We start from the raw sequence: 21,319 nt of genomic DNA, 5'->3' as shown, positions 1-21,319 counted from the left end.
AAAATTTACAAAATCTATCTAATATATCAAGCCTTATTTCTCAGATAAGCTGTTTATTATCTGTCTTTCTTCTTTGCGACCTAATGATGCTAAGATTTCAGGTATTATCTTGTCTAGTTCAGTATTAGCATTATCACTTGTTAATATATTGTTTACAACTTTATTTGTAGCTGCTTTTACCTTATCTATACTAATTTTAGTATAAATTTTAGCTGTTGTTGAAATACGACTATGCCCTAATATTTCAGCTATTGTCTGTAGTTTTTCTCCATTATTTATCGACCAAGTTGCAAACGTTCTTCTAAGATCATGTATTGTTACATTCGGTATTCTAGCTTTTGTGCGAATTTTATCCCATGCACATTGTATTGCCTCGCTTGACCAGTGTTTGCTATTATCTCTTGGGCTTGGCAATACCCATTCACTATTTGTTTCTTGCTTTAGGTATTTCAATATTGTTATTAATGCATCAGCTAATCCTACATATAGTGTCTTTCCACTTTTACTCTTAGTTTTTGGTATATGCCATATTTTTTCGCTAAGGCTTATCTCGTCCCATCTCATTCCTAATACATTACTTTTACGTGCTGCAGTGAATAAACTTATAAATGTAAAAATTTTTCCTGATCGTTCTGCTCGCTTTTGCGATTCTGTTAATTGACTATTTTCCTTTTCTTTTAGCACGGCCATAAGTCTTCTCATTTCTTCATTTGTTACATATCTAGATCTTGATTCTTGCCTGTGCCTTTTTATTCCATGAACAGGATTTTTATCTATTAATCCCCATTCTATAGCTTTATTAAATATAGGGTTTAATTTCGTAAGAATATCGTTTGCTGTTACATAGTATTTCTTTTCTGTTTTTTCGTCAAAAAGCTTCTGAATATCTTCTACGGTAACTTTAGATATATCTTTATCGTAGAAAGGTACTGTATAACTCTTTACCGTTAAATAGGTTTTCTTCCAACTTTTTGGATGATAAATCCTACTATATTCAGCATATTTTCAATGCACCTGTCCGAATGTTAGTTCGGTTTGTAATCCAAGTCTCTTATTTCTTTTTTCTCTCCTTTCTTTATTTATCTCCCGTCTTTCATCCATTGGATTTATTCCGTTAGCAATATCCTTTTTCAACTTCATTATCTTCTTCCTAGCCTCTTTTACAGTCAGATCTGGTGAAGTTCCTATTTTTATCTTATAATATATGCCACCAATGTTTATTACTAAATAAAATCTTCTAAATCCAGTATATGATATTATCAAAAGTAGGTTTCTTTCTTTTGTATCTCTAAACTGGATTATTTTTTCTTCTTTGGTTGGTACTTGTATTTTATTTAATGCTGATTGTGTAAAGTTAAGTAATATTACTGGCATATTTATCACCCTTCATTAATTTAAAATTGAAGTAATTAAATAATAACTTATTAATTTTTAAAATTAGCTTAAACTTATAACTCGTAGTATGATTTTTATTTAATAGCAAATACTTTTGTAAAAATAAAAAATATTTTTAAGCAACGTTATCAATTGAAGGTTACTTTAAGCTTATCAACTACAAATTCAAGTTGCTTGATTAAAAATCAGCATTCCAATTAGCTAAATATCATACATATATTTTGTTATATTTGTGCAATTACCATCAAGATATTATTATCATATTGACAAGTAATATTAATACATCTACAGTTAAATCCATATATCAATTTAAATGAGAATAAACTACATAGCAGATTTTATAATGCGTATAAAGCTCATAATAACTCTTAATCTAACTTATTTCTTCTTGTTAGTTAAATCATCTTAAACATGAAAGGTATGTAATATACCAGTCTCATCTCCTTTGAGACAATGCATTAATATTGCTAATGGTAGCAACATTCTAGGCCACAGTTGTATTATTCTACTATATCTTGGTAAGCAAAAGTATCCTTTATACTTATAACTCAAGTAATATAGATAATAATTTTTAAAATCCTTGCATGGAGATAAGTAAAAATATATCGTTATTATTAATAACTCAGCTAAGGACAACTTCACATCTCTGTTCCTTTGATTACTCTACTTGGTATTAATCTCTTTCTCTCCAACTCGTGATATATCTTGCAAAAATTGTCTATTAAATAGTATACTGTTATAATACATTTTTTCATGTTGTGTTATTCCTTGTTTATTTAAATTTTTTTTTATAACTCAACATTCTCTCTTTGTATACCTCTTATTCTCTACATTTCATATTCCAACTTATCCTAATCTGGCGTTACCAGATTTTATCATTTATAATTTAGCTTCGTTGATATTTAGCCCATACTTATTTAACATTTTAGGCAAAACATCATAAAACCTTTTCGCATCTGCTTTCATTTTCAAAGACAAATACCATATCGTCGCAATACTTCACCATTCCTGTTTGTTTAATTAAGTTCTCTTTACTAATTTTTGCAAACCAGATATCTATAACATAGTGCAGAAAAACATTAGCCAAGATTAGCAAAACTATTGAGCATTGACTACAACCTTCTTTGTTAGTAACTATAGTGCCATTTTCTATGATTTATATCAATCAGTTTCATAACTAGTCTTAGAAATTTATTATCAGATATTCTATTTCTTAGAAATTCTATCAACTCACAATACTTAATTGTATTAAAACACTTTGTTATACCGATCTCTACTATACTCTATTACTAACTCAGCCATCATTATACCATCTCCAAAGCATCATGTTTTAGCACTTGTACCTTGAATACTTACTTAATTAAGTAAGAGTTATAAAGACTTCTCAAGTTGTATCATTAATCTTTACAAACTCGCTGACTCACATAATCATGGTTGTTAAAAATTTTTGAATTTTCACTATCAAGCAGAATGAAATATTACTGTGACGTAGATACTATTTTCCAAAAGAATATACCATAACTGTTTTATAATGGTTTAGCTATATATAATATAACTATTCTCAAATTACATTAAACCTCTTTCGAAACTGGTTAACGTAGTTCAAAATTATAAATGCCATAGATCAAATTAAATCTAAGACCAAATCTTTTACTTCTATTTTGATATTTATCAGCAATAATTTTGAACTACGTTAACCAGTTTCGAAAGAGGTCTATTAATAAAAAGTCACCAGTATGGTTTTAGTACAACCATAAAGATAGCAACAACTATTAATAATGCTACCAACTCATTAATAACTTTGTAAAACATTGTCGATTTTTTATTGCTTTTGTTAACGAACATCTTGTGGTATCTAATAAACATTCCATGCATTGTTGAAAGAAGTAACACTGACAACATCTTAACATGAAACCATGTGTCATAAATTGTAATATTATAGATAAAAAATAAAATTCCTCCCATAATAAATACTAGTAACATTGATAAGCTCATAATAAATATAAGCCTTCTTTCCATTGTACACAGCATATTATATGATTCCGATTCAGTCTGAACCTGAGTATGATATACATATAATCTAGGAAGATATAACATTCCAGCCATCCAGAAAATTACTGATATAATATGTATAGATTTAAAATAATCATAATAGTTTTGCATTTTGTTACCTATCTTTTATATATACACTGTATAAATTTTTGTGGGCATATTTTATCACAATTTCCTGAAATAACGTCATCATTACTATTAATAGCTTTTAGTATTATATCTGCTATTCCATTTATGAATAAATCATTTACGCCTACAGTTTCAGCTCTGCAATAACTAACTCCATAATGTTTAGCAATACTAGAGTAATCTATATCAAGCTCAACTAAAGTTTCTACATGTTCAGATACAAAACTTATAGGTACAATTATAATATTTTTTTTACTTTTAGCTGCACAAATAATTTCAGACTTCGTATCAGGCTCTAGCCATTTTAATGGTCCTATTTTACTTTGGTAAGATATTTTCCAATGTAATCCTTTTACATTTAGTTTTTTAATAATTGACTTTACTGAATTTTCAATTTGCCACTGATATGGATCTCCTTGAGTAATAAATTTTTTTGGTAGTCCATGTGCAGAAAACAACAAAACAGTATTAGAAAAATCATTAGTGCAGTTTTTTATTATACTTGAGTATCCATTTACTAATCCTTTGTTAACTGGATAGCAACAAACAGTTTTAACTAAACAACTAAATTTATTCTTTAATAAACTATTTTTAAATTCCTCTATTGCAGATAATGTAGTACTAGTAGAAAACTGAGGATATAATGGTAACAATATAACTTTGCTTGGTTGATATTCTTTTATTTGTGAAACTACTTCGTGAATCAATGGATTCCAATAACGCATAGCTATAAAAATCTTATATGGATGAAGTAACTTATTTTTTAGCTTAATTCTTAGTGCTTCAGCTTGTAAAGTTGTTTGAAATAAAATTGGAGATTTACCTCCAATTTTATTATAAATTTTTTGTGAAGACTTGTTTCTTACTGATGCTATTATTTTAGCGACTAAGAATCTAAATGGATTGGGAAGTTGAACTATATGTTTATCGTAAAACAAATTAAACAAAAACTGTTTAACAGATTCAATTTTATCTGGTCCTCCAAGGTTTAGTAGAACTATTGCTATCTTTTTTTCGTTACTCACTTGAATGGTAGTTTTTTACTAGTTTAACTATTAACTCAACATTTTTTATTGGAGTTTCTGGTAGAATACCATGACCTAAATTAAAAATAAATCTATTGTTTGATAAAGTATCCATAATTTTTATTACAGATTCTTCAATGATTTTGCTATTTTCTGATAAGATTGTATTAGGATTAAGATTTCCTTGTACAAGAACATTTTTTTGTAATTTTAACATTTCATCTAGTTGTAAATCATAATCACAGCTTATTCCATCAACATTAGTTTCATTAGTATATTTGTGATATAATTTACCTGCTCCTTTAGGAAATCCAATAATCTTTATATGAGGAAATTTTTCTTTCAATGTTTTGACTATATTAGAAGTTGGTTTAATCACATATTCATAAAACTCTTGATATGGTAAAATTCCAGCCCAACTATCAAATATTTGAACTATATCAGCTCCTGCTAGTATCTGATTTGCTAGGTGATCTATTGTATGCTTTGTTAGAATGTTGATAGAATCTACAATAAGTTCATGCTTATTATTAGATTTTATTTCATGAAACTTTGGAGTTTTTCTACTGTTATATCCTAAAATGTAAGTTAATACTGTCCACGGTCCTCCACAGAATCCTATAAGAGATTTTTGTTTATTTAATTTTTTTCTTACTATATCTATTGCTTCGTATACTTTGCTAATTTTAGTATTTTGTATTTTTAATTTTTGTAAGTCTAGTAGATTTGGTATTTTTTCTGCTGTTGGACCTAAGTTATTAATAAATCTAATATTTATTCCTAGAGAGTCAGGAAGTACTAAAATATCTGAGAATATTATTGCTGCATCAAAGTCAAATCTTGCTATTGGTTGTAAAGTAATTTCTGCTGCTTTAATTGGATTGTAACATAATTCAAAAAAGCTATTTGTTGTTTTTCTCAACATTTGATATTCTGGTAGATACCTACCTGCTTGTCTCATAAACCATATTGGAGTGTAATTTCTATTAGAACTATTAAAAGCTTGTATAATTTTACTCATGACTAAATTAACAATATTAAATATATAAATATTATTTGGTAGTTATTTATGTAAGCAGTTTTTAGTGGATTATTTTTTATCCACATTTTTATCCACATTTTTATTTTGTTAGTTTTTAACTAAATCTCTTAATATACAAGAATTATAGTAAGCTGAAATGTATATATTAACAACATGTAGATAATATAAATAAACTATCCACATGTTGATAAAAAATATAATAACATTTTAAATAGTCTAAAATTAGTAATCTTACAATAAATTACTATAGTTATCCACAATATTATCCACGTATTACTTACAATGTATTTTTTCAAAATAATGGTTAAATCTCGTAATTATACCAATGTTTATTACTACTAATCATTATTAAAATCAGATTATGATAAGAAAAATGAAGGAAAAGAATAAGATATAAGATTTGGATTATTACTGGAGGTAATTATTGCTAAACTTAATGCTGCATCAAAAAGTGGATTGTTAGACCAAATGAAGCTAGAATTTTATGAAAAAGTTAAACATAAAATTTTGAGGCAAGCGCTAGTAAAAAATTTAAGATAGCTTGTGAAAATAAGACTCTAATACATAATCCAACATACCTTTAAAAGTATGACATCAAAAAAAATGATATAATAATAGTAAAGAGAGGAACTAGAATAAATACTTTTGAGATGATAAACTTTTGTGAATAACTAATTAGCAGATATTTATATACTAATTCTACTATAACATTAGTTCTATTTGATTGATAGAATCAATATATTATTACACATCTTCTTTTAGTTTTTAAATAGAGATTTTTCTTGGAGATATGTTTATGTTTTTTAATTCAATATGTTCTTACTACATAAAAATACTGTATTCTTTCTTATTCCAAAACGTTTTGATATTTTTTAAAACTAATTTTCTATCTTTCATTTATTGTTAGCACATTTTTCTGAAAAATCTATAGAATATATCATACTAAATTACTTGTTCATTACATCTTAACACCTTATTATTATAATTGTTCTATAGTAGTTTTGATATACTTAATCATATCTTTTTTACAACTATCTTTTTTCTATTACTTCTACCATATCTTCAAGTTCAGCTTTTTATCTAATACTTATTTTCAACATACTATAACATATCTCTTTATATCGAACTTGTGTTAAATAGCTTTAAAATTAATTTTGTTTGAGTATTAAAGTATGAATTTATTTGACAAAATCTTCAAATTTTGCTATTCACTGTAGTAGTAAAGCTGCCTTCTTGGTGATATGTAGCAATTATAAAACTGTTCCTAACAAGTATCATGTGCTACTCTGTTTAAAATATTTATGATCTATAGCTAAAGCCATTGTATTTAATAAATAAATCCATATACAAAATGTTTATTTTTGCTTTTAAGTTTACTATACACATTTATTATCAGTTTAATTAATATTTCATACTAGAAAGCTAATGCATTTATACCAAACTCAATATAATCTTTAATAATATATTATGACTACAGAAAAAGAACATAGAATAAAAAACATATTAAAACCTGTATCTAATAATAATCCAGCCAACAGCGAAGCTGCAGATTCTTCAGTTGAAATAACTGCTCATTTGAACGAACTAAAGAAAAAATCTCCTGAAGCCTTGCAATGTTATGCTGAAAGTAAAGAACATAGAATAAAAAAAACATCCAAGCATGTATCTAACAATAATTCAGTTAACAGCGAAGCTGCAGGTTCTTCAGTTGAAATAACTGTTCATTTGAACGAACTAAAGAAAAAATCTCCTGAAGCCTTGCAATGTTATGCTGAAAGTTTAGCAATTGAAAATGCTAGTTCATTAACTAAGAATGAACTAATATCAGCTATTTTAAAAATGGTTGTAGAACGTAACGGTACAGTTATTGAAGAAGGAGTAATTGAAATTTTAAACGGAGGATTTGGTTTTTTACGATCACCAGAAGTAAATTATTTATCAGGAGCAGGCGATATTTATGTATCTTTAAGTCAGATTAAACGTTGTGAATTACGCACTGGAGATACTGTTGAAGGACAAATTAGAGCTCCTAAGTCTGGAGAACGTTACTTTGCTTTATTAAAAGTACTAAAAGTTAATGGAGAAGATATTAAAAAATCTATTCAACGGCTACATTTTGATGATTTAGTAGCTTTATACCCAGAGGAAAAAATTTCTTTTGAAGTTGATTTAGATTATAAAAACCTTAGTACTAGAGTTATGGAACTAGTTTCCCCTATGGGGAAAGGGCAACGAGCTCTTATAGTCGCTCCGCCTCGTACTGGTAAAACAATTTTATTGCAGAACATTGCTCATTCTATTGCTACTAATCATCCTGAAATTTACCTAATAGTATTGCTAATAGGAGAAAGGCCAGAAGAAGTTACCGATATGATTAGGTCAGTTAAAGGAGAAGTTGTAAGTTCTACTTTTGATGAACCAGCAGTACGGCATACTCAACTAGCTGAAATTGTAATTGAAAAAGCAAAAAGATTGGTAGAGCATAAAAGAGATGTAGTAATATTACTTGATTCAATTACTAGACTAGCTAGGGCATACAATACTGTTGTTCCATCTTCAGGTAAGGTACTAACTGGTGGAGTTGATTCAAATGCTTTACAAAAACCAAAAAGCTTTTTTGGAGCAGCTCGTAATATCGAAAATGGTGGCTCTTTAACTATTATTGCAACTGCATTAGTTGATACAGGTTCTAGAATGGATGAAGTGATTTTTGAGGAGTTTAAAGGAACTGGCAACTCAGAAATTGTATTAGACAGAAAGATATCTGATAAAAGAATCTATCCAGCAATTGACATTAATAAATCTGGCACTAGAAAAGAGGAGCTGTTAGTTGGTAAATCAGAATTATCAAAAATGTGGATGCTTAGAAGAATCATTCATCAAATGGGTGCTGTAGATGCTATGGAATTTTTACTTGATAAACTTAAAAACACTAAATCTAATAGTGAATTCTTTGATTTGATGAATTCATAGAAACGTAAGATTAGGATAAGTAAAGAGAAGAAAAAGAATAGGATATAAGATTGGGATTAAGTTTAGATATAGAATAACTTACAACAGAAGATATTATATGAAACAAGAAATTAATAATAGCAGAACAATGTTTATTTAATAAAAGCTTATCTTTCTGTGTATAATAAATATGTTTTCAATTTTTATGAAGATTGTGCGATGTGAAGTTATGTATATGATTGGTTTAACAGCAAGAGCTGATTAACATATTGTTCTGTCAACATAAGCATACTGATATATGCAAAGAAGTAATTTGATAAAGCTATCAGGACAATACATTCAGTGGTAAGAAGATTTAACTAAATGATAATAATATCTTGATGAAAATTGCGCAAATATAACGCAAATTTGTGTACGATATTTAGCTAATTGAGTGCTGATTTTAAATTCAACAACTGGAATTTATAGTTGATAAGCTTAGAGTAAGCTGCAATTGATAATGTTGCTTTAAAATATGTTTATTGTTACAAAATTATTTGCTTTTAAATAAAAAGCATACTATAGATTCACAATTTAATCAAATTATAAAATAAGTTATCATGTAATTACTTCAATTTTAAATTTACACAAGCACCATTAAATAAAATAAAAGTATCAACCAAAGAAGAAAAAATAATTCAGTTTAGAGATATAAAAGAAAGGAACATACTTTTGATAATATCATACCGGATCTGACTGTAACATGGTCTAGGAAAGAAGGTAATGAAGTTAAAAAAGGATATTGTTAACGGAATAAATACCAATGGAGGAAAGACGCAAGATAACTAGAACTAGTGTAGATAAGGTAAAAGCAGCTACAAATAAAGTTGTAACCAATATGTTAACAAGTGATAATGCTAATATTGAACTAGACAAGATAATGCCTGAAATCTTAGCATCATTAGGTTGCTAATAAGAAAGACTGATAATAAACAGCTTATCTGAGAAATAATGCCTGCTATATTAGAGATTTTGCGAATTTTTGAAAATCACAGAGTAGAATGAGATTTTTTATGCTAGAATTGATGCTGAAGGTGATTATGCAAAATCCAAAATTATGTTTGGCATTATCGGGGCCGATGAAGTGTATGGGTTTGAGCATTGATGAATAGATAGTAGTGCTGGCTGGAGTAGCTCCATGGATTGTACTACTAAACAGCAAGTATACTAAATTAGGCCTAGCTTTTATAGTTGAAGGGATTGCTCTATGTTGTTGTTTTAGGAAATTTAAGAAGATATCGGAGAATTTGTAGCTAAAAAATTTTTTAGTAGATAAAGGATTACTGCCAGCTTCATTAGGATATCCAAGGCTATTTGGAAAAAAAGTTGGCAAGTGATGAATCATCTCTTTTCGAAACTGGTTAAGGTAGATCAAAATTATAAATGCCAGAGATCAAATAAAATCTAAGACCGAATCTTTTACGTCTATTTCGATGTTTATCAGCAATAATTTTGAACTACCTTAACCAGTTTTGAAAGAGGTCTAATTGCACATTATCTCTTGTAGACCTTTTACATTATGCATTTCATGCTTTCCATTATCCTAATCTAGAGTTATTAATAGAATCCATGTCTTTAATATATTGTAACAACCAGGCAGTAAGAGCAGTGATTTTTCATTTTACGATGTATAACTTCCTTTCAGAATTAAGCTATACATAGCTTCACATCGTATTTTACAACTCTCTTTCTTCTATTTCTTATCATATACTCGTGTTTAACTATTGCTGTAACCCTTATTATAACTATCTCTAACATATCAATTATATCGAACTGTTACTGGTATACAGCTAAACCTCATAAATTCAATTTATAGTTGTGAATAAGCAACTTATTTGACGAATAATACTATTAGCTTGTAATATTTTTTACTTTTTCATTGCTTAAACTATCTATCTTGATAGCATAAAATCAATCTAAAATTGAAGAATTGATTTTAAAGCTAACATTACTATGCCAATCTATAAAAAAACAACTTTTTTTGTTTTACTTTTTACACTGCTAAGCAGTACTACTATTTATGCTAATGCTAATTATACAGTAGTTAATAATTGCATTATTCAAAATAGAAAATTTCCAGTTACTATCTCAACTGATGGTATTGATAATGCTTTAAGCGCAGTTAATATTCTTGGGTTAATAAATGATAAATATGGCTTGAGTAATAGCATTATTGGCAGAATTATAGCAGGCTATCCTAGCTTTTATATAGTATTGCTTAATCATGAGGTTGTAGGGCATGGTCGCAGAGCATATGAATTTGGTGGTACAGTAGATGGATATACACTAAGATTATTTAGCGCTGCTACTCATTATGATCTTTCACCAAATTCCCATCCACAACAACGCAATGCAATAACTCTTGCAGGAGTACAAGTTAATACTTGCTTAGCGTCTAGAATTATTAATCAATTGCTACAAACAAAACAACCTTTAAGTCCAGTTACTGCTTGGAGTTATATTTTTAGCGCTGGAAATCAGCTTTGGTATGTATTACATGATGTTATATTTGAACAAGCTCATGAATTAGGAACAGGTGATATCAGAAGTCATATACTAGGTATGGAAAAGATTTATGGAAAAACTTCAATACAGGATAAAATCCGTTCTTTATGTTTTTTAGATCTTATGAATCCAATGGTATTCGCATCCTTTTATACAATAGCATCTGGTCAAAACATACAAGTTCCTATGATACCTCTAGGACAGATAAATGGCTTGGGACAAATTGGATTTATGCCTTCAGTAAATCTTATCTTAACTCCATATAACGTACTAGAAAAACGAATAACAGTGCATATTAACACTGAATATACTCCTATAAAAATAGCATTTGGATTTGGGCAAGAGCTAAAATCAAATGATCCTGTATATCATACTTTAGATGATTCTGTATGTGATTCTTCAAATTCGTGGTATTTTATTAAAAAAGATTCAACTCCTTCTAAAGTACATGATACTTATTACTTTGAACTTAGCGTTGCACGCTTTTTCTCTATAAGCAAAGTTGATTTAGGTGGAAGTTTAATAATATGGAGACAACCAGAGTTAATAACTCCAGTTCCAAGGCATGCTGAAATTAAAAATGGTATCATGGGGTTATTAAATTTAACTTTTAACATAGATGACAGGTTTAGCATTTTCGCTGAAGCAGGTTATAAAACTAAGGGGTTCATTTTAGACAGACCAGTAGATGAAGGCCCTCTCATAAATTTTGCAATTCAGTGTTTAGTATAGAAAATACAGGTAATTCTTTTGCTAGGTCTATTTCACAACTCAATCAAGCTTAATATTATAAATATAGATTAATTAGAAAGGTATTTAAACATTATTTCATTTCATCTTTTTGATGTAACTATCTTTTTGATTTATGATATAGAATCATCTAAAGTAGACATTGTATGTTGAAAATATGTGCAGGTGTTATAAAACTAAAGTATATTACCATTTTTAAGCTATAATAGGGCATTATAATTAGTTGCAAAAAATTATACATTGGGACGAAAAGTTAAAAAAATAGATAATGCATAATAGACAGTGATGTTTATGGATTCTAAGGTTACTTTTTTGATAAATCAAGATTTTGCATACACTCTAAGAGATGAGATTCATAGTTTAAAATCTGTACATTAAATTTTGCAAGTCTGATGTTTAGAAATTATTATATAATCTCAACATAAATAAAGCAAAAATGTAAAAGCCGTTAATTGATAATTTCAAAAAACCAATTATAAATATTCGGTTTAAATTTTTAATTTGCTTCTAACAAAACAATATACATAATATTATTAGTTTAACTACCGCATGTTAGGTAGTTGATTGTTATATAATCTATAATAAGCTAGCTTAGTTAGTTTTTAGTAAAATGTTGAAAGAATGAATAAATTTGATGTTGTAGTAGTTGGTGGTGGCCATGCTGGCTGTGAAGCAGCTGCAGCAGCAGCACGAATTGGGGTTAAAGTTGCATTAATTACTCTTAAACCTGAAAATCTTGGAGAAATGCCATGTAACCCAGCTATTGGTGGTCGTGGTAAGGGGCATATAGTCAAAGAAGTTGATGCTCTTGATGGCCTTATTGGGTATATAGCAGATCAAGCTGGCATACACTATAAAATGTTGAATCATACTAAAGGACCAGCTGTTTGGGGGCCTAGGGCACAAATAGATCGTGCGCTATATAAATCTGCAATGTACAGTACAATAATGAATTATCCTAATTTAACTACAATATTTGCATCAGTAGAGGATATTAAAGTTATTGCTAATAAAGTTACTGCAGTAATTGTTAATGGAAAAGAAATTTATTGTCAAAAGGTTATACTAACTACTGGTACTTTCTTATCTGGCGTAATTCACCGTGGTAAAGAGAAAATAAAAGCTGGTCGCTTAGGAGAAAATGCATCTTATGGATTATCTAATACTTTATCAGCACTTGGATTGAGACTAGGCAGATTAAAAACTGGTACTCCTCCCAGAATTGACAGTAGAACCATAGATTACTCGAAATTAGAGGAACAACCAGGAGATTTAATTCCTACTCCATTTTCTGAAATTACTAAGAAGGTCTTAGTTCCGCAAATTAAGTGTTATATTACTCGAACTAATGAAATAACACATAAAATTATAAAGGAAAATTTACATCTTTCTGCAATGTATAGTGGGCAAATTCAGGGAACAGGCCCAAGATATTGTCCATCAATAGAGGATAAAATTATAAGGTTTAGTCATAATGCGAGTCATCAAATCTTTTTAGAACCAGAAGGATTAAACAGTAACACTATCTATCCTAATGGAATATCAACATCTTTACCAAGTGATGTGCAAGAAAATATGATTAGAACTATAGAGGGTTTGGAAAATTGCAAAATAATAGCATATGGCTACGCTATTGAATATGATTATGTTGATCCTAGACAACTAAAGCGTACCCTAGAAGTGAAATCTGTAGATGGGCTATATTTAGCTGGACAGATTAATGGTACTACAGGTTATGAGGAAGCAGCAGGGCAAGGCATCATGGCAGGAATAAATGCTGCACTAGCAGTAAAAAAGCAGGATCCATTTATCTTAGATAGAACAGATGCTTATATTGGAGTAATGATTGATGATTTAACAAATGGAATAGATGAACCTTACCGTATGTTTACTTCAAGATCAGAATATAGATTAAGTATTAGAGCTGACAATGCTGATCAGCGTCTTACTCCAAGAGCAATAGATATAGGTTGTGTAAGTCAGTTAAGACAGGAAGTATTTCAGAAAAAATTATCTAAATTAAATACTTTACGTGATTATATCAAGTCGCTAACCATTACTCCTAAACAACTTCAAAATTGTGGCTATCAAATTTCACAAAATGGTATCGCACGTACTGCGTTTAGCTTACTTGGGCTTCCAAATTTTGGTATTAATATAGTAAAGGATCTCTATCCTGAGTTGAATCAATATGACAACAATTTATTGTTATTATTAACTTATGAATCTAAATATCATGCATATTTAGAGCGCCAAAAAGAAGACATTGTGCTTTTTAAGCAAGAAGAAACATATAAAATTCCTCAAGATTTGAACTATGACCAGATTCCTAGTTTATCAATTGAAGTACGAGAAAAGCTTAAGCAGTATCAACCTGAGACTATAAGAGCTGCAAAACATATAAATGGAGTAACTCCATCAGCAATTATGGCAATAATCATCTTTTTAAAAACTAAATATTTGAATTCTTCCATAACTGATAAAAAATGATTATATGTTATCTAACTTTTGAATATTAGATAAGTACATAGCAATTTTAACACTAAATTAATTAATACAAGAGAACCATATAAACTAAAAATTAATAGCAGAGAAATATCTAGTATGCTAAATACATAAAATAATTGATTTACCTAAGTAAATTAACTTTCATTTTATTATTTATGATATTTATAACTTTTGAACTAACATCTTCTATCATTGGTTCACCATTGATTTGTACTATACGTTCTGGGAATAATTTACTAACTTGAATAAATGCATCAGTAATTTTTTGATGAAACTGTTGACTTCTGCTATCAAACTTATTAAGTTGATTTGTGTTTTTATGTATTTCTCTTATCTTTATTCTTTGTATTGCAATACTTGGTGATACATTAATTATTAAAGTAAGATCTGGAAAAAAATTGTCTAGTAATTTACGGTGTAGCTCAAGTATTAGCTGCTGTTCTTCACTATTTTTAGATTGGTAACATAAAGTAGAATCTATAAATCTATCACATATTACCCATTTTCCTTCATTTAAATTTGGCCTAATAAATTTTTCAATATGTTCATACCTAGCTGCCATTATTAACAATAATTCTGTGGTAATAGACATATCTTTAAATAAAACTATATCACGAATTAACTCTGCAATATCAGTTCCACCAATTTCTCTAGTCCATACTGCTTTTATACCATTATCTAATAATTTTTCATAAAGTAGTTTGCTTTGAGTAGTTTTGCCGCTTCCTTCATTTCCTTCAAAAGTTATAAATTTTCCTATTGTAGTATTACTCATATGCCTCTTGATATTTTGAATGAAATAAATATTCATTACTATTCATTTCATATAGCCTAGATAATGTTCTTTGAAAAGGTTGTTGATAATTATGCCCTATATATATTTGATCAAGTGATGTATTAACGCTCATATAAATTAGTACTTTCATGCTATAAGCATTATCTATAAAATTAATAAATCTTATTATGACATCATTATTAGCACTTTCAATAATGGTTACATTTCTAACAATGATAACATCAAAATGCTGACACATAGCAATATAATCATTGTATGATCTTTCTTGATAGCATAGCTCATCGAAAGTTATAATTAGGATATTACCATAATTATTATTTACATTAAGATTACGCCCCAAAACTTTTACATCATGATTCAATAATTCTTTGTTCCTAATTAACTTATCAATTATTAATTGCAGTTGCTTATTTGCATCTATTCCAATAAGTATTCTTTGTTCTTTTGACTGTACTTTAGCTTTTCTATAATCATGATCTGACTTTAGATAAAATATTTGCATATTTTGCTTAATAGTATCTATATAAGGTAGAAATAATTCTCTCTTTAATCCGTTATTATATAAAAGTTCTGGAGCGATATTGCTAGTTAATACTATATAGACTTTTTTAATAAACAGCCATTTTATAAAACTACCGATCAATAGTGCTTCAGCAATATCTGTTATTTCAAATTCATCTATTAGAATAATTCGATATTTGCTAGAATACTCACATGCTAATGTTTTCATTAAATTATTGCTATTATCAGTATAGTTGCTTGTGTTTTGTCTTACAACTTTATGTAAGCTATGCATTAAAAACTGATAGTGAAAATACCCTACTTCTCCTAACTTTTCTAACGATTGATTCAGAGCTTGCATAAGCATTGTTTTTCCGCTTCCTACTTTACCATAAATATATGTTCCATTATACTGTAATTGGCGAAAATATCTAATAATCTTTCTGCTATTAAAGTGGTCGCTAATGCTCTGTAGAATAGATACTAGCTCTATTTGGCTAGGATTTAATTCTTTTTTACTAGCAAAATAAGACTTAATATCCATTGCAGTTATTTTTTACTAATATCCTCTTGCTCATTGTATATAGTACTCAATTAATGAATTTTGAATTAATTCAAATAGTATGATTATGATTAAGTAATATTTTAATCATATTCTTACTAGTCGGAGTTGTAGGAAAAGATACTTTTTTCGCTATTCTTGTGAATAAAGATCCAACTTTTGAACTTATACATATTATTCTAACGTTCTGCAATGTCCAGAGTAATTTGTTTTTTTTCAATAGTTTAATCAAATTTAGTCCTGCATTATATGAATATATCAAACTATGACTAATTTGACTTAAAGATAAGTTAATTTTAGCTTCATCTGTAAGATCTTGAGCATATTTTACTAGATAAACTATTTTTTTTGTCCAATGATTTGGAGGATCATGAGTTATATAGTTACCACAGTAATATATTATATTTTTAACTTCAGATATATTAAGTAACAATTTTTCTACTGTATTATATACTCCTACGACTCTTATAAACTTATTTTGTTGTAAAATTTGAGATGATACTTGACCAACAACGAAACAATTTACATTAGAATTCATATTTTCAGCAATAATCTTGGCAGCAAATTTGCTTGTAATAACAATGTTTTGTCCTTGACTTATTTTGCTATAATCTAACTTAATAACTTCATAATTTATTAATGGGCAATTGCACACTGTAAACTTGCCTACTAACCTAGATTGCAATAGCTTATTTTCTTCTATAGTTCTAATTAGCAGTAATTTGTTTAATGCCATAACACTATCTATCTGTAAGGATTTTTCCCTTTAACAAAACTTAACCTTACTGGTACTCCTGCCGCAATATCGAAATTAAGTTTAAAGTTATTAATTAGATATCTTTTATATGATTCATCTATAGACTCAATATTATTACAAAATAATTTAATAGTTGGTGGCCTTGCTTTAGTTTGAGTACAATACTTAATTTTAACTCTCTTGCCATGGCTTTGAAATGGTAAAGGCCTATTGCTCATAGCTTTAGCTAACCACTGATTTAATGTGCCAGTTGTAACTCTTTTTTGCCAACTGACATAGGTTAATACGCACTGCTGTAATACAGATTCAAGATTGAACTTTTCTTTTGCCGATATATAAATTGGATTTATGCCTTTAATTTGAAATACAGAATAAGCAATCAATCTACTTAGTTCTTTTTGAAACTCTTTTTTCTTTTTAATTAAATCCCACTTATTTACTACTAGTACTATGCCACGTCCCTCGTTAACTGCATAACTAATGATGCTAAGATCTTGTTGCTCTAGGCCTCGTGTAGCATCAATCATTACAACAACAATATTGGCAAATCGAATGGTTTTTAAAGTATCATTTACTGATAGTAATTCGCATGATTGAGTAACAGCGTTTTTTTTTCTTACTCCAGCAGTATCAACTAATCTGATTAGTTGTCCACAATATTCCCAATCTACCTCAACTGAATTACGAGTAAGCCCACTCTCTGGCCCTGTTAGTACTCTTTCCTCATTTAAAATAGCATTAATAAATGTTGATTTGCCACAATTAGGTCTACCTACTATTGCTAACTGTAATTCTGGACGTTGCTGATTATACTCACAGTTAGTATTAGTGGTAGTTAAGAAATGTATTTTTTGATCTGATGACAATATGTTTTGAATTATATCTCCAAGCTCATATATACCTTGACCGTGTTTAGCTGAAATACATACTGATTCACTAAATCCAAGTTTATAATAACTCTTATCTAATATAATAGGCTTCTCAGTTTTATTAATTACTAATATAGTACTAGATTGTTTGTTGTGTTTTCGTATTAAGTTTGCACATTCTTCATCAATTGGCAAAATGCCAGTGATTGCATCAACTACAAAACAAATAATATGTGCCTCGTTAATTGCTACTAAACTTTGTTGCATCATATTAAATTCTAGGGAACCAGCAGTAGCAAATTCTAATCCAGGAGTATCTACAACAATTAAATCTGAGAATAAATTAGCTTTAGCATATTTACGATCCCTAGTTATGCCAGGTAAGTCATGTACTATAGATTTTTCCCTTAAACTAAGGCGATTAAATAAAGTAGATTTGCCAACGTTTGGCTTTCCTACCAATGCTACAATAGCCTGTGGCATAACATGTTTTCCTAATATTTTTCGCGTATTAATATAATAATATGTTCAATTTTGCCAACTGTTTATTAAAATTTCACCTTTTGCATCTCTCCCCAGTTATCTCCAATTTTTAACTCAACTTTTAATGGAAAAGAGAAGTACGGTATGTTTTCCATGGTGCTTTTTATTAAGTTGCATGCAGTATCTACTAACTCTTCAGGTAATTCAAAAACTAATTCATCATGAACCTGTAATAATAATTTTATTGCTGGGTATTTAGAATATATGAGTTTTTCATATTGAATCATAGCAATTTTTGCTATGTCAGAAGCAGTACTTTGAATTGGAGCATTAATTGCAGCTCGTTGAGCAAAATTTCTTGTTGTTAAATTAGAACTATTGATTAATGGAATATAACATCTTCTACCTATCATGTTCTTGACATAACCATGCTCAACTGCAAATTTTTTTGTTTCATCCATATATTGTCTTATAGCTGGATATTCTTGAAAGTAATGATTAATATATTGTGCTGCTTCTGTATTGCTAATATTTAACTGTTTTGCTAGTCCAAAAGCACTGATACCGTAAATTATACCAAAATTTATTGCTTTAGCTTTTCTTCTATGCTCTTCTGTTACTTGATCAGCATTAATCTTAAAGATCTGAGCAGCAGTACTACTGTGAATGTCCTCGCCCGTAATAAAAACATTCTTTAACTGTTCTATATTAGCAAAATAACTAAGTATGCGTAATTCTATTTGAGAATAATCCGCAGATAAAATTTTAGAGCCTGGAGGTGCTACAAATGCTGACCTTACCTTCAATCCATATTCTGATCTTATTGGAATATTTTGTAAATTAGGTGAATGCGAGCTTAATCTACTTGTGGTAGTAGATGTTTGTAGCAAAGTGGTATGTACTCTGAAAGTGTTGTTATTAATTTGAGTTGGTAACGTATCTATATATGTAGTTAACAGTTTTGTTAATTGGCGCCATTTTAATAGTAGATCTGCTATCTTAATTCCAGCACGACTTAAATTTTCTAGCACTTCTGAATCTGTAGAGTAAGATTTAGTTTTTTGAGAAACTTTAGCATGAGGTAGCTTTAAAACGTCAAATAATATTTCTCCCAATTGTTTTGGAGAAGCGATGTTAAATTCTTGACCACAAATTTGATAAATTTGCTGCTCAAGCAGATCAATTTTATGCTTTAACTGAGCTGACAAGTCTTTTAGCAAAGGTACATTAATTTTAATTCCATTATTTTCTATATTACGTAATATATAGCATATTGGCAGATCTATTTCATAATAACAATGCAATAGCTTATTCTTAAACAACTCTGACATTAAATTATCGAAAGTATTTTTTAGCCAGCAAACTTTGTGTTCTGAATATTGTTCTGAATAAGATTTATTATAGGTTTGTATAATTTCATTCAAAGGAAGCTCGTTTTTGCCAGCTGATAAAATATAATGCATTAACATTATATCATCTATACAACTAGCTGATGTAATTTCAGTGCGCAAAAAGTTTAATAAAAATATTAACAATTCCTTAAGATTATAAGTAATTTTTTGAATGGAACTATCAAGCAAAAGCTCAATGATTGATGATTTCCACCATGGATTAGTTGCTGTTGCATAGTTCTGTTCTTTAGATGTAATTGCTGCTAAGTCAATAAAATATAACTTATGTAAATCTAAAGAAAATGTTATACTTATATAATCATTTTTTTCTTTCTCTAATAAAACAGAAAGATAACCACTTTCTTGAGCTCTACTTTTTACCTGTAGCAATATTTCAGAGTTAGTAATTTCTATTTTGCTAGTATTGCTAGCCCTAGAAAGAGGATACTTTGCAATAAGATGACTTAATTCAAGCTTAAAAAGCTTAGAAGCTTTTGTAATGAGCGATGTAAATCCAAATTTATGAATTAGTGTGCGTATTTGTTCAGCATTTGGAGGAGACCAGCGTAGATTCTCAACAGACAAGTTAAGATTTAAGTCTTGTTTTAGCCCAACTAATTGCCATGATAATTCTGCTAGCTGACGATGCTCTTCTATAAGTTTTCTATGTCTAGGTGAAGCGATATTTGCATAATTATGCAAAATATTATTTAAGCTATCAAACTGTTCCAGCAGTTTAATAGCAGTCTTAGGGCCAATTCCAGGAATTCCTGGAATATTATCAGATACATCACCAGTTAATGACAAAAAATCCCTTACTTGAGAAGGTCGAACTCCTAACTTTTCTATAGTTTCTTTTTCTCTTATATATTGCTTTTTTATTGGATCATATATGTAAACTTTATTATTAACTAATTGTAATAGGTCCTTATCAGATGAAACAATAATAATTTCATCTGAAGCCTTGCCAAATTTATTAGCCAAGGAAGCAATAACATCATCTGCTTCCACACCTTCCATTTCAATTGCACTAATATTTAGATATTTTACAATCTCCCTAACCAATGGAAATTGTATTTTTAGCTCAGAAGGTAATTCTGGCCTATGATTTTTATACTCAGGATAAATTTTATGACGAAAATTATCTACTCCAGTATCAAACACTACAACCATGTATTCAGGATTAAATTCATTAATGATATTCATGATCATTGTAGTAAATCCATATACTCCACCAATTGGAGTTCCATTATGGGATATAAGGTCTTGATTAACAAAATATCCTCTAAAAATGAATGGATAGCCATCAAGTAAGAATATTTTTTTGTTTTTAAATGAACACATAAAGTTTATATTGTTGTATTGGTAAGTTTTATGAATTGATACAAAGATTGTTATTTTAAACATACTTGCATCTGTAGAAAAAGTAAAAATTTTTACTCTATGCTAGTTCATGTTTTTTAGTAAGGATGAAATCAGGTACATTATGTAGTATTTTTCTCAACCATGCTGTGTTATTTTTAAATTTTACAAAGTGTAGCCACTTTTGCTAATTAGACTATA

General features: G+C 28.9%; 13 protein-coding genes and 5 pseudogenes. 4 read left to right on the top strand and 14 right to left on the bottom strand.

Annotated features, from left to right (window positions below):
* Positions 1 to 33 precede the first annotated feature (33 nt).
* The 7 genes and pseudogenes from DK405_RS06865 to hemE all read right to left on the bottom strand — a co-directional run bounded on the left by DK405_RS06865 (position 34) and on the right by hemE (position 5,622).
* Positions 34 to 702 carry a tyrosine-type recombinase/integrase gene (locus DK405_RS06865; protein WP_081420617.1) on the bottom strand — a complete coding sequence of 223 codons (669 nt, stop codon included), beginning with the start codon at positions 700 to 702 and terminating at the stop codon, positions 34 to 36.
* Positions 703 to 1,005: 303 nt separating this feature from the next.
* Complete coding sequence (locus DK405_RS06860; RefSeq protein ID WP_064612837.1) at positions 1,006 to 1,374, bottom strand: Arm DNA-binding domain-containing protein; 369 nt, start codon at positions 1,372 to 1,374, stop codon at positions 1,006 to 1,008.
* Positions 1,375 to 1,815: 441 nt separating this feature from the next.
* Positions 1,816 to 2,150, bottom strand: a pseudogene (locus DK405_RS16170) (IS982 family transposase); the annotation flags it as partial.
* An 837-nt stretch (positions 2,151 to 2,987) separates the two neighbouring features.
* Positions 2,988 to 3,083 (bottom strand): annotated as a pseudogene (locus DK405_RS06845) (IS5/IS1182 family transposase); the annotation flags it as partial.
* Between the two features lie 40 nt (positions 3,084 to 3,123).
* On the bottom strand, positions 3,124 to 3,558 hold the full coding sequence (locus tag DK405_RS06840) for a CopD family protein (protein ID WP_012461171.1): 435 nt from the start codon (positions 3,556 to 3,558) through the stop codon (positions 3,124 to 3,126).
* Between the two features lie 8 nt (positions 3,559 to 3,566).
* Positions 3,567 to 4,601 carry a ferrochelatase gene (gene hemH, locus DK405_RS06835; protein ID WP_045912485.1) on the bottom strand — a complete coding sequence of 345 codons (1,035 nt, stop codon included), beginning with the start codon at positions 4,599 to 4,601 and terminating at the stop codon, positions 3,567 to 3,569.
* Positions 4,594 to 5,622, bottom strand: coding sequence for a uroporphyrinogen decarboxylase (gene hemE / locus DK405_RS06830; protein ID WP_045912484.1), 1,029 nt, complete (start codon positions 5,620 to 5,622; stop codon positions 4,594 to 4,596). Before hemE ends, hemH begins: the two co-directional genes overlap by 8 nt.
* Before the next feature lie 1,488 nt (positions 5,623 to 7,110).
* On the opposite strand from hemE, the gene rho reads away from it, so the two are divergent.
* Positions 7,111 to 8,616: a transcription termination factor Rho gene (rho, locus tag DK405_RS06825; RefSeq protein WP_109510630.1), complete on the top strand. Its 1,506-nt coding sequence runs from the start codon at positions 7,111 to 7,113 to the stop codon at positions 8,614 to 8,616.
* A gap of 10 nt (positions 8,617 to 8,626) precedes the next feature.
* On the opposite strand, the pseudogene DK405_RS16165 reads toward rho, so the two are convergent.
* A pseudogene (locus tag DK405_RS16165) lies at positions 8,627 to 8,731 on the bottom strand (IS982 family transposase); the annotation flags it as partial.
* A gap of 904 nt (positions 8,732 to 9,635) precedes the next feature.
* On the opposite strand from DK405_RS16165, the pseudogene DK405_RS06810 reads away from it, so the two are divergent.
* Positions 9,636 to 9,971 (top strand): annotated as a pseudogene (locus DK405_RS06810) (hypothetical protein).
* Positions 9,972 to 9,995: 24 nt separating this feature from the next.
* Here DK405_RS06810 and DK405_RS06805 read toward each other — a convergent pair.
* Positions 9,996 to 10,091 (bottom strand): annotated as a pseudogene (locus tag DK405_RS06805) (IS5/IS1182 family transposase); the annotation flags it as partial.
* Between the two features lie 496 nt (positions 10,092 to 10,587).
* Here DK405_RS06805 and DK405_RS06800 point away from each other — a divergent pair.
* On the top strand, positions 10,588 to 11,871 hold the full coding sequence (locus DK405_RS06800) for a hypothetical protein (RefSeq protein WP_045912483.1): 1,284 nt from the start codon (positions 10,588 to 10,590) through the stop codon (positions 11,869 to 11,871).
* 639 nt (positions 11,872 to 12,510) lie between these two features.
* A complete protein-coding gene (gene mnmG, locus DK405_RS06795; protein ID WP_045912482.1) occupies positions 12,511 to 14,379 on the top strand; it encodes a tRNA uridine-5-carboxymethylaminomethyl(34) synthesis enzyme MnmG in 1,869 nt (622 codons plus the stop codon).
* 139 nt (positions 14,380 to 14,518) lie between these two features.
* Here mnmG and tmk read toward each other — a convergent pair whose 3' ends face one another.
* The 5 genes from tmk to polA all read right to left on the bottom strand — a co-directional run bounded on the left by tmk (position 14,519) and on the right by polA (position 21,163).
* Positions 14,519 to 15,172, bottom strand: coding sequence for a dTMP kinase (gene tmk / locus DK405_RS06790; RefSeq protein ID WP_045912481.1), 654 nt, complete (start codon positions 15,170 to 15,172; stop codon positions 14,519 to 14,521).
* A complete protein-coding gene (gene zapE, locus DK405_RS06785; RefSeq protein WP_045912480.1) occupies positions 15,165 to 16,238 on the bottom strand; it encodes a cell division protein ZapE in 1,074 nt (357 codons plus the stop codon). Before zapE ends, tmk begins: the two co-directional genes overlap by 8 nt.
* A 70-nt stretch (positions 16,239 to 16,308) precedes the next feature.
* Positions 16,309 to 16,992: a uroporphyrinogen-III synthase gene (locus DK405_RS06780; RefSeq protein ID WP_045912479.1), complete on the bottom strand. Its 684-nt coding sequence runs from the start codon at positions 16,990 to 16,992 to the stop codon at positions 16,309 to 16,311.
* A gap of 8 nt (positions 16,993 to 17,000) precedes the next feature.
* Positions 17,001 to 18,365 (bottom strand): ribosome biogenesis GTPase Der, encoded by a 1,365-nt coding sequence (der, locus tag DK405_RS06775; protein WP_045912478.1) that lies wholly within the window; start codon positions 18,363 to 18,365, stop codon positions 17,001 to 17,003.
* A 65-nt stretch (positions 18,366 to 18,430) separates the two neighbouring features.
* Positions 18,431 to 21,163: a DNA polymerase I gene (gene polA / locus DK405_RS06770; protein WP_231967672.1), complete on the bottom strand. Its 2,733-nt coding sequence runs from the start codon at positions 21,161 to 21,163 to the stop codon at positions 18,431 to 18,433.
* Between the last annotated feature and the right edge of the window lie 156 nt (positions 21,164 to 21,319).

It is taken from the genome of Orientia tsutsugamushi, assembly GCF_900327275.1.
GTDB classification, from domain to species: Bacteria; Pseudomonadota; Alphaproteobacteria; order Rickettsiales; family Rickettsiaceae; genus Orientia; species Orientia tsutsugamushi.
This window is presented reverse-complemented; position numbering and strand designations above follow the sequence as displayed.